The organism is Hymenobacter sp. B81 (genome assembly GCF_044628455.1).
In the GTDB taxonomy this organism is placed as follows: Bacteria; Bacteroidota; Bacteroidia; order Cytophagales; family Hymenobacteraceae; genus Solirubrum.
The window spans coordinates 932484-945129 of the sequence record NZ_JBIYZW010000002.1; the positions used below are offsets into that span (position 1 = coordinate 932484).

The 12646-nt window shown below is 65.0% G+C and carries 12 protein-coding genes; 5 read left to right on the plus strand and 7 right to left on the minus strand.

Translation table 11 applies throughout. The annotated features are described in order from the left end of the window. Positions 1 to 133: 133 nt before the first annotated feature. Together ACE191_RS15055 and ACE191_RS15060 are read right to left on the minus strand one after the other, a co-directional pair. Complete coding sequence (locus ACE191_RS15055) at positions 134 to 2455, minus strand: patatin-like phospholipase family protein (protein WP_400193061.1); 2322 nt, start codon at positions 2453 to 2455, stop codon at positions 134 to 136. A 132-nt stretch (positions 2456 to 2587) separates the two neighbouring features. Continuing rightward, positions 2588 to 2959, minus strand: a complete 372-nt coding sequence (locus ACE191_RS15060) for a DMT family protein (RefSeq protein WP_400193062.1) — start codon at positions 2957 to 2959, stop codon at positions 2588 to 2590. Positions 2960 to 3028: 69 nt separating this feature from the next. Here ACE191_RS15060 and ACE191_RS15065 point away from each other — a divergent pair, with 69 nt between their 5' ends. After that, a complete protein-coding gene (locus ACE191_RS15065; RefSeq protein ID WP_400193063.1) occupies positions 3029 to 3547 on the plus strand; it encodes a GNAT family N-acetyltransferase in 519 nt (172 codons plus the stop codon). A 243-nt stretch (positions 3548 to 3790) separates the two neighbouring features. On the opposite strand, the gene ACE191_RS15070 is transcribed toward ACE191_RS15065, so the two are convergent. The 3 genes from ACE191_RS15070 to ruvX all read right to left on the minus strand — a co-directional run bounded on the left by ACE191_RS15070 (position 3791) and on the right by ruvX (position 5868). After that, the gene (locus tag ACE191_RS15070; protein WP_400193064.1) at positions 3791 to 4774 is read right to left on the minus strand and encodes a zinc dependent phospholipase C family protein; all 984 of its coding nucleotides are present in this window, start codon (positions 4772 to 4774) and stop codon (positions 3791 to 3793) included. Between the two features lie 96 nt (positions 4775 to 4870). Beyond that, on the minus strand, positions 4871 to 5458 hold the full coding sequence (gene def / locus ACE191_RS15075) for a peptide deformylase (RefSeq protein WP_400193065.1): 588 nt from the start codon (positions 5456 to 5458) through the stop codon (positions 4871 to 4873). Continuing rightward, the gene (gene ruvX, locus ACE191_RS15080; protein ID WP_400193066.1) at positions 5455 to 5868 is read right to left on the minus strand and encodes a Holliday junction resolvase RuvX; all 414 of its coding nucleotides are present in this window, start codon (positions 5866 to 5868) and stop codon (positions 5455 to 5457) included. Before ruvX ends, def begins: the two co-directional genes overlap by 4 nt. 408 nt (positions 5869 to 6276) lie before the next feature. On the opposite strand from ruvX, the gene ACE191_RS15085 reads away from it, so the two are divergent. Then, a complete protein-coding gene (locus ACE191_RS15085; RefSeq protein ID WP_400193067.1) occupies positions 6277 to 7956 on the plus strand; it encodes a S41 family peptidase in 1680 nt (559 codons plus the stop codon). A gap of 181 nt (positions 7957 to 8137) precedes the next feature. Here ACE191_RS15085 and ACE191_RS15090 read toward each other — a convergent pair whose 3' ends face one another. After that, positions 8138 to 8752, minus strand: coding sequence for a hypothetical protein (locus tag ACE191_RS15090; protein ID WP_400193068.1), 615 nt, complete (start codon positions 8750 to 8752; stop codon positions 8138 to 8140). A 509-nt stretch (positions 8753 to 9261) separates the two neighbouring features. Between ACE191_RS15090 and ACE191_RS15095 the strand changes: the two genes are divergently transcribed. Both ACE191_RS15095 and ACE191_RS15100 read left to right on the plus strand, forming a co-directional pair. Beyond that, complete coding sequence (locus ACE191_RS15095) at positions 9262 to 9849, plus strand: hypothetical protein (RefSeq protein ID WP_400193069.1); 588 nt, start codon at positions 9262 to 9264, stop codon at positions 9847 to 9849. Between the two features lie 120 nt (positions 9850 to 9969). Further along, positions 9970 to 10389 (plus strand): hypothetical protein, encoded by a 420-nt coding sequence (locus ACE191_RS15100; protein ID WP_400193070.1) that lies wholly within the window; start codon positions 9970 to 9972, stop codon positions 10387 to 10389. A 78-nt stretch (positions 10390 to 10467) separates the two neighbouring features. Here the strand turns inward: ACE191_RS15100 and ACE191_RS15105 are convergent, their stop codons facing one another. Further along, entirely contained in the window at positions 10468 to 11199 is a 732-nt protein-coding gene (locus ACE191_RS15105; RefSeq protein ID WP_400193071.1) for a hypothetical protein, read from the minus strand. Between the two features lie 183 nt (positions 11200 to 11382). Here ACE191_RS15105 and ACE191_RS15110 point away from each other — a divergent pair, with 183 nt between their 5' ends. Then, positions 11383 to 12588 (plus strand): homogentisate 1,2-dioxygenase, encoded by a 1206-nt coding sequence (locus ACE191_RS15110; protein WP_400193072.1) that lies wholly within the window; start codon positions 11383 to 11385, stop codon positions 12586 to 12588. The last annotated feature ends 58 nt before the right edge of the window (positions 12589 to 12646 follow it).

Consider the following 12646-nt stretch of genomic DNA (forward strand, 5'->3'; position numbering starts at 1 on the left):
TTGAACGGGGTTGAGGTTCGGTTTCCGGCAAAACTACCGTCTCCGCTCACCCGGCGCAATCACATGATTTTCACTGTTCCAGCGCGTAGCGGCAAGCCGGCGCTCAGCGTTTGGCACCGCGGCCGGCTGGACCCTATTCCAGCGCGCGGTTGTGGTAGAGCAGGTAGCCGATGTGCCCGAACACGCCCCAGGGTTTGGCGCGGTCGTCGTAGTGAATTACGTGCAGGGCCAGCGGCCCTACCCGGGTGGGGTACACCAGGCCGGTGCTGGCCGTGAGGCGGGGGCGGTCCAGGGCCAGGCGGTTGCTGCGCACGGCCGTCTGGTCGTCGCTCAGCCGCAGGGGCTGGTGGCGCACGTGCGCGTAGGCTTCGGTACGCCATTCCAGCTTGCCCAGCACCGTTTGGGTGAAGCGCAGGCCCGCGGCCACATAGCGCGCCGAGCGGTAGTTTTCCAGAAACAGGCTACGCGAGTCAACCAGCGGGGCAAAGATGGGCGAGGCCGCGATGGTGGAGCGGTAGTTGAAAAACCGCGGCTGGGTGCTGAGTACGGCCTCACCGAAATAGCCCCAGCTTTGCTTCTTGTTTTTCAGGGGAAAGAACTGCTCGGTGAAAGCCCGGAATTGCAGCCAGCGGCGGTACACTTCGCGCTCCTCGCGCTGCAGGGCCGTGGTGCCGGGCATGAACTGCTCGCGTCCGTACACGGCGCGCGCCGTGAATACGGCCCGGCGGCCGCTGGTGGCGTACTGCTTCCGGTCGAGGGAGTTGCGGGCAAACTGCAGGGCGGCGGTGTAGCCGGTGAAGTCGGTTTCGTCGAGCTGGTCGGTGTTGTTGAACTCGCGCACGTTGGCATACTCGTCCTGGCGGGTAAACCAGGCCACTTCGCCCAGCACCCGGCTGCGGTAGTTGGGACTCACGCCCAGCTGCAGGCCGGCTTTCAGATCCTGCTGCCGCACCTGGGTGCTGAGCACGTCGCGGCCCAGCAGGCCCCCGGTTTTCTGGTAGTCCCACTGGTTGTACACGATGGTGGGCTCCACGTAGTAGGAGTAGCGCGCCGGCACGTTCACCCGGAAGCTGCCCTTGGCCGCGTTGTAGAAGCTGCCGATGCTCACGTTGGCGCTGGCCTGGTACAGGAAGCGGTGCAGAAAGCGGTATTCCAGCCCGAAGTAGAAGTTGTCGACGGGGCGGGTGGCCAGGGCAAAGCCCACCTCGGCCGAGAGGTTGTTGTTCTGGCTGGCGTCGAGGCTGAGCACGTAGCCCTGCGTGGTTTGGTCGTAGCGGATGCGGGGGTAGATGTTGCGGAAGAAGTCGTCGGAGGCCAGGCGGTAGTAGCCTTCTTCAATGTCGTCGATGGTGTAGCTGCTGCCGGTGCGGCGGAAAAAGCGGCGCACGTAGCTGGCCTGCTTGTCGCCCAGGCCCTGCACGGCAATGCGGGCAAACTCCGGCTTGGGCGCCCGCTCCTGGAAGCCGCGGCGGCGGCGGGCCAGCTCCAGGGTGTCGGCGCGGCGCGGAATGCGGCGCTCCATCAGCGGCAGGCGGGCTTCGGCAGCCTTGCGGCCCAAGTCGATCAGCTCGCGCACCCGGGCAAAGTCGGTGGCGCCGTAGCCTTCCAGGTCGGGCTGAATAAACACGCCGTTGGGGCCCACGGCCAGGGTATCGGCCACGTCGGCGCCCAGAAACACGATGGAGCCCAGCAGCAGTTGGTCGTCCTTCTCGTAGGGGTATTTCTTGTAGGCTACGTCGCCCACGTTCACCCCAATGACGATGTCTGGCTTGAACTCGGCCCGCATCACGTCTACCGGAAAGTTGTTGTAGATGCCGCCGTCGAACAGGTAGCGGCCGTCGGGGTTGCGGATGGGGCGGAAGGCCAGCGGCACGGCCATGGAGTTGCGCACCGCGTCGGACACCGAGCCGCTTTTCTGAATTACCTGCTTGCGGGTAAACACCTCGGCGGCCAGGCAGCGGAAGGGCACGAACAGCTGGTCGAAGTTGTAGCCCGAAATGGCGCCGGCCGGGGCCAGCATCTTGGCCAGCACGAAGTTCAGGTTCACGTCGTTGACCAGGTTGGGGGTCACGCGGGTCTTAAACGACGAGTCAATGGCCAGCCCCAGGTGCAGGGCCGAAGGATTCGGGTCGGCGGTGATGTAGTTGAAGGTGCGGTCGGCGGGCTGCTTGCCCGACACCCAGTACTGAAACTCGGGCGTGCTCACCAGCTGCTCGATTTCGGTGGGCGAGTAGCCGGCCGCGTACAGCGCGCCCACCACCGAGCCCATGCTGGTGCCCACGATGTAGTCGATGGGAATGCCGTGGCGCTCGAGCACTTTGAGCACGCCCACGTGGGCCAGACCCTTGGCCCCGCCGCCCGACAGCACCAGCCCCACTTTCTGGGCTAGGGCGGGGAAGGTGAGCAGCAGCAACAGGAACAGCGCCGACAGGCTGCGGCGTAGAAAAGCAAGCATAGAAAACGGAAGGAAGCGGCGGAAACAGTCGGCCTGAGCGGCCGGGCTAGCTTCCATACGCAGCGGCCCGCCCCTTGAGTTATAAAAACATAGCGTCCGCGCCATGCTTTCTGGCCCCGAGGCTACCCGGGGCTACCACTTGCGGAAGATGACGTAGACTGCGGCCACCAGCAGGGCGAAGCCCAACAGGTGGTTCCAGGCCAGTTTATCGGTCTTGAACACGTACACGGCGCAGAGCGTGAACACCGTCAGCGACACCACTTCCTGGATGACCTTGAGCTGAAACAGGCTGAACGGCCCGCCGTTTTCCTCGAAGCCGATGCGGTTAGCCGGCACCTGAAACACGTACTCGAAAAAGGCCAGCCCCCAGCTCACCAGAATCACCCCGAACAAGCCTAACTTACTGAGCCACGACAGGTTCTTGAAGTGCAGGTGCCCGTACCAGGCAAACGTCATGAACAGGTTCGATATGGTCAGCAGCAGCAGCGTCAGCAGGCTTTTCATCGTAGAGCAGTAAGAGTAAGCGGGCAGGCAGGCTTCACCCCATTATCCGGCGCGGTGCGCTCCGTTCCCATGAGCGAAAGTATAGACTACCGGGAATTGCAGCCGGCCGACGCGGGCGCCTACCGGGTGCTGCGCCTGCAGGCCCTGGCGGCCAGCCCCGAGTCGTTTGGCTCGACGCTGGAGGAGGAAACGGTGTTCGTCGACCAGCGGTTTGCCCAGCAGTTCAGCCGGCCGGGGCGCTTCATCGTGGGCGCGTTTGCCGGCCCGCGGCTGATTGGCATGATGGGCTTCGTGCGCGAGACGCGGCGCAAAACCCAGCACCGCGGCTCCATCTGGGGAGCCTTCGTGGCACCCGAGTACCGGGGCCGGGGCGTGGGCCGGGCGCTGTTTCAGCTGCTGCTGCACCGCCTCGACGCCCTCGACGGCCTGGAGCAGGTCGAGCTGATGGTGTCGGAGCAGAGTCCGGCGGCGCGGCGCCTCTACGAGCGGGCCGGCTTCGTGGAGTTCGGCCGCCTGCCCGGCGCCTTCGCCGCCCCCGACGGCGCCCCCGTCAGCGTGGTCTACATGGTGCGGCGGCGGGATGGGTGATGAGTTGTTGGTTGCTGATTGTTGATTGTTGTCGTTAGTTCGTCATCCTGAGGCGTAGCCGAAGGACCTTACCACGTCAGGCCGAGTCGTTGTTACGGCGTCGTTCACGCGTGGTAAGGACCTTCCCCACCTGAACGACAGGCTAAACAGCGTTGTCGTTCAGGTGGGGGAAGGTCCTTCGGCTACGCCTCAGGATAACGAACAACAATCAGCAACCAACAACCAACAACCAAAAACGAACACCTAATCCGTATGGCCGGGGGCGTTGACGGGGGGCGCGGACTGGGCCTGCTTTTCCTCGGCGGCCAGGCGTTGCAGCTCGGCGTCGGAGGGCGGGGCCAGGCTGCGCAGGTCGGGCTGGCCGGCGTCGACCCAGCAGGTGTACCAGAAGGCGCCCACCAGGCGCACGGCCAGGCGCATCTGCCGCTCGACCTGCCCGTTCAGGCGGCGGTGATACTCGCGGCTGAACTCCTGCGAGTACACCCGCTGGGTGCGGCCGCCGCGCTCCTCGAAGCCGTACTTCTGGTCTTCGGGCATGCGCTGGCTCAGCTCCTTCTCGAAGCGCAAAACTGAATCGACGGCGGCATTAGAGCGCGCCACCGTGGCCCAGATGACATCGGTGGGGTTCCGGATGTAGGGCGCCGGGCCGGTGAAGAAGTCGTAGTTGGAAGCCAGCAGCTCGGGCAGGCGCGACTCCCACAGTCCGTGAATGCCCCGCTGGCCGGTGAGCTGGCCGTTGTAGTTCTGGGTGGTGTGCAGCGGCACGCAGGCGTCGGCAATGTAGTGGCCCATATCGGCGGCCAGGCTGGCAATCCGGTCCCCGTCGCGGCGGCGGAAAGCCTCGGTGAGCTGGGCTTTCATGCGCACCACGTGCCAGGGCACAATGCCGTGGCGCTGCAGGGAGTCTTCGCCGAAGTGAGCCACGGCGTCGGCGTAGCTGCGCGGGAGGCGGTACACGGCGCTGTCGCCGTAGCGGTCCAGGTCGATGAAGTGGCGCGGGGCTTCGTCGGGCACCACGCTGCGGCGCGAGTCGGGGCGGGTGGCCTGCACCGTGAGGTACTCGATGCGCTGCTTGAAGAAGCCCACCAGCTCGGGCGGCAGCGTGTACACGGCCAGCCGGTTGATGCTGCGGTGCCCGTAGAAGCCCCAGGCGCGGCTATCGGGGTGCGGGGGCAGCAGCCAGAGCAATAAAGCCAGCAAGCCGGCAAATACGGGGCGACGAAGCATAAAACGAATACGGGCAGGGACGCCCACCAAATAAAGCAAAAACGCCCGGCGCTGCCGGGCGTTTGCCAAAGAAAAGTTCGCGTTCGAGCCGAGGTGCTAGCGGCCCCGCTGGCCGGCAAAGCGCAGGCGGTAGTCGGCCTTGGCCTCACCCTTGGCAATGCGGGTGAGCTTGCCCTTGATGAGCTGCTTCTTGAAGCCCGAAATCTTGTCGGTGAACAAAATGCCTTCAAGGTGGTCGTACTCGTGCTGGATGACGCGAGCGGTCATGCCCGTAAACGCCTCCTCGTGCACCTGGCGGTTTTCGTCTTCGTAGCGCAGCACGATGTCGGGGCAGCGCATTACCCGCTCGCGCACGCCGGGAATGCTCAGGCAGCCTTCTTCGAAGGCCCACTCCTCGCCCGTCTCGCTCACCATCACGGGGTTGATGAACACGCGCTTGATGCCGGTTTCCGCCGGCTCGTCGTCGTCCTCGTCGCCCTCGACCATGGGAGCCGAGTCGATGACAAACAACCGCACGCTCTTGCCCACCTGGGGGGCAGCCAGGCCCACGCCGTTGGCGTAGTACATGGTGTCGTACATGTCGACGATGAGCTTTTGCAGCTCGGCGGCGGGGAAGTCGGCGGGTATGTCCTTGGCGCGGGCTTTGAGCACCGGGTCGCCGTAGGCAACGATGGGGTAAATCATCGGCGGGAATCGAGGAAGGATTGCAGAATGATGGTGGCGCTGATGCGGTCCACGGTGGCTTTGTCGCGGCGGGCTTTCTGGCTTAGGCCGGCCTCGCGCATGGTCTGGTGGGCCATGCGGGAAGTAAACCGCTCGTCGACTTCGTGCACCGGCACCTCGGGAAACTCGCGGCGCAGCTGGCGCACCAGGCCCACCACGGCGCTGGTCACGTCGGTGGCTTCGTTGCGCAGGGTGCGGGGCATGCCCACGGCTATGGCCTCCAGCGGCTCGCGCTGGTGGTAGGCCTTCAGGTAGGCCAGCAAATCCTTGCTGTGCACCGTATCGAGGGCCGTGGCAATGATTTGCAGCGGGTCGGTAACGGCCAGCCCCACGCGTTTGTGGCCGTAGTCGATGGCAAGCAGGCGGCCCATGAGTAAGGAGGTGAAACCGGGAACGAAGCAGAAACGGGAAGCGCAAAGATACGCCAACGGCCCGCAAACCCGCTGAAATCCACTTGCCCGAGCACTTTCCACGGCCCGCGCGGGCCGAAACCAAGGGGCCGGAGCAACGGTCGACGCAGCGGCAGGAATGGCTGTGGGCCGGTTGGGTGCTCCACCCAAAGGTGTGATTGACAGCTGTTCAGCACAAGCCGAACTTTGCCGGCAGCTTCCTAGAGCTCGATCCGCAATAGGATTATGCGCCGGCCTCGCTGGCTTTTGGGTTGAAACTTGCCCGATGTGGGAGCATTGTGCCCGCTTCTTGGAATCGTTCCACTAATTTTGATACCTTGTTCAGCCCCCACTGCGTCCCGCTGCTGATTTGGCCTTCCTCTACTCTGCATGAACGCTCCCGCCGCTGATTCCCACCCGTCGGGCCCGGTCCCTGCCGCCCGCCGCCGCTGGGCCCGCTGGCGGCAGCCGTTGCTGCTGGCTGGCGCGCTGGCCTGCGGGGTGCTGCTGGGCTCCAATCCCTTCCGGCCGTCGGAGCAGAACCCCGATGCCACGGCCCGGGGCTACCTCAAGTTCAAGGAAATCCTGAGCTACGTCGACCGCGAGTACGTGGACTCGGTCAACGCCGAGGAGCTGTCGGACTACGCCATTCAGCGCCTGCTCGAGCGCCTCGACCCGCACTCGGTCTACATCCCGGCCCGCGAGCAGCAGCAGGCCGCCGCCTTTCTGCAAAGCGACTACGACGGGGTAGGGGTGGAGTTTAACCTGTTTCGCGACACGGTGACGGTGGTGGCCCCGCTCAGCGGGGGCCCGGCCGAGCAAGCCGGCGTGCAGCCCGGCGACCGGATCGTGGCCGTGGACGGGCAGCCGGTGTCGGGCTCGCGCCTCACCAACGACCAAGTGTTTGGCAAGCTGCGCGGCCCCCGCGGCAGCACGGCGCGGCTCGTGGTGCTGCGCCGCGGGCAGGCCCGCCCGCTCACGTTCGCCATGACGCGCAACCGCATTCCCAACGCCTCGGTCGACGTGGCTTACCTGGTGGATGCCACCACGGGCTACATCAAGATCAGCCGCTTTGCCGCCGGCACCTACGACGAGTTCAAGGACGCGCTGGGCCGCCTGCGCCGCGCCGGCATGCAGCAGCTGGTGCTCGATTTGCGCGGCAACCCCGGCGGCTACCTCGACCGCGCCACCCGCCTGGCCGACGAGTTCATTGGCGGCACCCGCAAGATTGTGTACACCGACGGCAAGGGCGACCAGTACGACTCGCAGACGTTTTCGCGGGCCGTGGGCGAGTTCGAGGAAGGCCCGCTGGTGGTGCTGGTCGACGAGGGCAGCGCCTCGGCCTCGGAAGTAGTGGCCGGCGCCCTGCAGGACCACGACCGCGCCCTGCTGGTGGGTCGCCGCACCTTCGGCAAGGGTTTGGTGCAGCAGCCCATCACCCTCAACGACGGCTCGGAGCTGCGCCTCACCATTGCCCGCTACCACACGCCCTCGGGCCGCTGCATTCAGAAGTCGTACCAGGGCGGGGTGGCGGCCTACGACCAGGACTTGCAGGAGCGCTACCGCCGCGGCGAGGCTTTCCACGCCGACAGCATCCACTTTGCCGAAAACCTGCGCTACCGCACCTACAACGGGCGCACCGTGTACGGCGGCGGCGGCATCATGCCCGACGTGTTTGTGCCCCGCGACACCCTGGCCCACAACCGCTACCTGGCCCGCCTGCAAAGCCAGAACCTGGTGCTCGAGTTTGCCCTGGAGCTCTACCAGCAGCACCGCGACGAGCTGCAGGACGTGACGGCCGAGCAGTTTCAGCGGGTGTTTCAGGTGAGCGACGCCCAGCTGCAGGCCCTGGCCGAACGCGCCGCCCGCGACGGCGTAGCGCCCGATGCCGCCGGCCTGCGCCGCTGCGCCGCCGTGCTGCGCAGCCAGATCAAGGCCCACGTGGCCCGCAGCGCCTACGGCAAGGACGCGTATTTCGTGGCCTGGCGCGAGCAGGACCACGAGCTGCAGCAGGCCCTGCAGGCGCTGCTGCAAAGCAACGGCAAGCTGGCTCTGGGCGAGGCGAAGTAGCCTGGCCGGCACGGCTAGAAGCGGGTTGCCATTTCCGGCTTAAGTCATGCTGAGTGCAGCCGAAGCATCTCTACCGCTTCGTTGAACGAGCCGGGGCGAAGTGGATGAAGTTTCGCTGGATGTTCGCAAAGCTGAAATGTAGAGCGTGTTGGGAATTTGAGACTTACTCCTGGTCCTAATGTCATTCCAGGGTGTAAGATGTCAGCACAACGGGGTCACCCCATACTCTGGGCCGATAAGTTTGATAAATAACGCCGCAGCGTCCTGTCTGCATGACGAGCTTCGTGACGTCTTCATCACGGATCAGGTCATAAAAGGGGATGCCTATCTCTGTCAGAGGGCAGTAATAGTCGTCAAGCTGAGCTTTCTCATCCTGCCGCTGTCGCTTCCGAAAGTGGTCGATGGTGCCAAACGCCACCTGGCCGCCATGCGTCAGCCAGTTAGCCTGGAGCTTGAGCAAGGAGATTGTCCTCCCAGCATATTCCAGGCCTAAGGCAAGTGAATCGGCGCTAAGGTCAGGGAGTAGAAAGGTATTCCCACTCACCGGTTGAAGGTCCTGGCGACGCCCTCCTTGGCTGATAAAAAAGGTCATTCGGGTGGACCAAGGCACACGCTTGCTATTGCGGTAGTAGGATACGAGAACGTACGGCGGCTCGAGATAGAAGGCCCTTCCCAAGCTATCCATGTGCTGTCGCTCCGCTTTTAGCTTGGCTTCTTTGTCAACACCGCTGGGCGTCTGGCTGTAGAGTGGGCATGAGATGATTAACCCGAGTACAATGCCTGCATAATGTTTCACAGCTGCGATGCGTCTGTCAGGATGGATGTATGCGAAAAAGGATTTATGGGGTCGTAAGCTTTATCTGTATGGTTGACGGCTACCAACCGCCCCCAGCTGTTGGATGGCAAGGTATCGGGTGGCGGTTGCCGGTGCAACGCCAGCGCCGTTTGAGTCTGCAGCGGCAGTGGATGCCTGGGTGTGCCAGTGCCGCACGGGCTGTCCGCAGCGCATCTGCCTGCACGATCAATGTATACCGCAAATTACGGCTGCCACGAGCCGCAGATTGGCTTGGCGCGGCGGCTCAACTGCCGGAAGAGTAAGCTTGGTGCAGGACCAGCATAGCCGAACCGACCTAACGACTTTTTACCTGATTGAAAAAGTCGTTAGCTCGCGGCTTACCTCACGACTTTCGGTCTGATTGAAAAAGTCGTTAGGTCGCAGAGTACCTCACGACTTTTTTGCCAATTTGAAAAGCCGTGAGGTCGGATCGACCTACGGCGGTATGGTTAGCTATTCGACGGGACTTTATGAGCAATGCGGTGCTGTTGCGCCAGGTGCGCGCCTATTATGGGTTAAGTCAGCCTCAGCTAATTCCCTGGCTGGGCCTGAGCCGGGTTATGCTGGGGCAAATCGAAACCGGGCGTGAGGCGCTGCCCGCCCACGCCCGGCCCTGGCTGCGCGCCTGGTGGCTGGCGCTGCCCGCCTCGGCCGATGACCCTAGCCCGCCCGACGACCCAGGCGACCCCGGCGAAATGCCCTTGGCCGGTCCGGCGGCGCTGCTGGCCCGGCTGGCCGAGTGCCGGTATCAGCAGCAGCGCCTGGGGCAGCAGCTGCGGGTGGCCCGGCAGCGCCTGCGCTACGCCGAGCGTCGGCTGTCCGCCGGCCCGGTGCTGCTGGCGGCCTTACCCCCGCTGCCCGATCCACAGGGGCCGCCCGAGCCCGCGGCCCTGGCCGGGCGCCGCCGCTGGCTGCACCGCCTGTTCGAAGCCGCTGCCGATGCCCTGCTGCCCGAAGCACCCGGCGGGCCTACTTCCGTGGCGCTGCTGGAGGCCCGCCGCAGCGCCTGGCAGCACGAAGCCGCCTGTCTGCGCGCCCACCTCTCGGCAGGGTCCTGAAAAAAAAGGCGTTGGGTTTTGAATCAATAGTCAATCCTGTATATTCAAGCGGGCCACACTTATGGCTGTACCCCGGCCCCGCGCATTTTTTTTCTTTCATCATTTTACCCTTCTACCACTATGACGTACCCCGTCAACTTGCTGCTTAACCGGCCCGAGTGCGTGGCTGTGATTACTGATACCGATGAGGACATTGCCCGCGCCGAATTCCGGGTAACGGCCCTCACCCGCTCCCATACCCTGCAAACCAACGAGGCCACCGCCCTGGTGCAGCAAATTTCCTCCCTGACCGATCAGATCGACCCGCTCGAGGCCCGCATAGCCACCATGCCCGCCGGGGCCGCCCGCACCGGGGAAGAGCTGAAGCTGCGCGCCCTAAAGCGCGACCGGGAAGAGCTGGAGGACCGCCAGATTGGCGACTCGGGCGGCCGCAGCGCCTTCCGCCGCAGCCGCGAGCTGGAAGCCGCTCAGCGCCAGCTGGCGGCCTACCAGGAGTGCCGCGCCCAGGTGCAGGCCCGCCACGACAGCCTGCCCGCCTAAGCGCCCACTGGTACAGCCACCAACAGAAAGCCCCCGGCTCCTGGCCGGGGGCTTTCTGTTGAAGGGCCTCACCCCACCTCACGGGTACGCCAACCCCAGCGGCTCCGCGCGCTCCAGGGGGCACACGGTGGCGTTTACCGTGGAGAGGTTGCGGCCCAGCAGCAGCAGCAGGCTGGCCACCAGAGCCGTGTGCAGGGTGACGAGCAGGGGCGTGCCCAGCAGCCAGGGCTCGGCCAGGAAGCCTTGTTGCAGCAGGCCGTTCATGAGCTGGAACAGGTAGCCGAACTGAAACAGCAGCGGCCCCACGGCGAAGCCTGCCACCCACAGCAGGGGGCGCGGGTTGCGGATGCGCCGGTAGGCCAGCAGCAGCGGCAGGCCCGCCAGCAGCAGCACCAGCCCCTTCATCAGCCACAAGCCCGCGGGCAGCCACGCGCTGCCGGTCAGCAGGGTGCGTACGATGACCAGCTCGTCGCCGCCGCCGATGAGCACGGTGAAGATGCGCGCGAAGGGCAGGGAGGCAAAGAGCAGGCTGAAGCCAAACCCCCGGCGCTGGGGCCGGCTGGAGTACATGCCCGCCAGCCCCAGCCACATGCCGGCGTAGGAGAGCAGGGGGCCGGCGGCCGTCACCAGGGGCGTGAGGGTGGGGTGGGCGCAGGCCGCGCAGGTTTGCCACAGGTTGAAGGTGCGCGGCCCGAAGCAGCCGCACACCAGCCCGCCCAGGCTAATGTGGGCCAGCTCGTGCAGCTCGGAAACAAGCAGGTTGAGCAGCAGGAACGCGACTACGTGGCGCAGGTGCAGGCGCAGTTTCATAGGAAAGGGAGGGAAAGAAAAATAGGGGGTGGATAAGCCCCGCAAGTAAGCCCCGCGGCCCGCGCCGGAAAATAGCATGATGATGTAGGCGGCCGCCTGCCCGGCACCCCGAATGCCGGCAGCCCGTATCTTTAGAGCCGGTTCACTAGCCGCATTTCCCCACCCGCACCCATTCTGTTGCCCATGCCTTACTACCATCGCCTCGGCCAGATTCCGCGCAAGCGCCACACCCAGTTCCGCCAGCCCGACGGCTCGCTCTACGCCGAGCAGCTGGTGGGCACTTTGGGCTTCCACGGCGTCTCGTCGCTGCTCTACCACAAGCACCCGCCCACCCAGATCAAGCGCGTGGGCACGCCCCAGCCCTACGCCCCGCAGCTGCTGAAGGACCGCCCGCTGCAGCCCTCGCACCTGCGCACCCTGGGCCAGACCACCACCGGCACCCACTACCTGCAGGCCCGCCAGACCATGATGGGCAATGCCGACGTGATGCTGAGCATCTGCAACCCGCAGGAGCGGCGCATGGACTACTACTACAAAAACGCCCTGGCCGACGAGGTGGTGTTCGTGCACGAGGGCTCGGGTGAGCTGTGGAGCCAGCTGGGTAAGCTGCGCTTCGAGCCCGGCGACTACGTGGTGATTCCGCGCACCATCATCCACCAGTTTCACTTCGACGAGGGGCCGGTGCGCCTGCTCATCATCGAGTCGTTCAGCCCCATCGAAACCTGCCGCCGCTACCGCAACCACTTCGGCCAGCTGCTGGAGCACTCGCCCTACTGCGAGCGGGACATTCGCCCGCCGGTGGAGCTGGTGACCGAGGACGAGGGCCGCGACGAGTACCGCCTGCTGGTGAAAAAGGAAGGCGCCCTGCACGAGCTGATCTACGCCCACTCGCCCTTCGACGTGGTGGGCTGGGACGGGTTCTTCTTCCCCTACGCCATCAGCATCCACGACTTCGAGCCCATTACCGGCCGCATTCACCAGCCGCCACCCGTGCACCAGCAGTTCGAGGCCCACAACTTCGTCATCTGCTCGTTCGTGCCCCGCCTGTTCGACTACCACCCCGAGGCCATTCCGGCGCCCTACAACCACAGCAACGTCGATTCCGACGAGGTGCTGTACTACGTGGCCGGCAACTTCATGTCGCGCCGCGGCGTCGACCTGGCCTCGTTCACGGTGCACCCCTCGGGTCTGCCCCACGGTCCGCACCCGGGCACGGTGGAAGCCAGCATCGGCAAAAAGGAAACCCACGAGCTGGCCGTCATGATTGACACCTTCCGCCCGCTTTACCTCACGGAAACGGCCCTGCAGTACGAGGACCAAGGCTACCCCCTGAGCTGGAACCCCGACTACCCCCACCAGGCGACCAAAGCCGCCGACATGATGGATTAAAGCGGGTAGCCGTTTGTCAGTTGTTCGTTGTCAGGTCAGTATTAATCGGGACATGAGC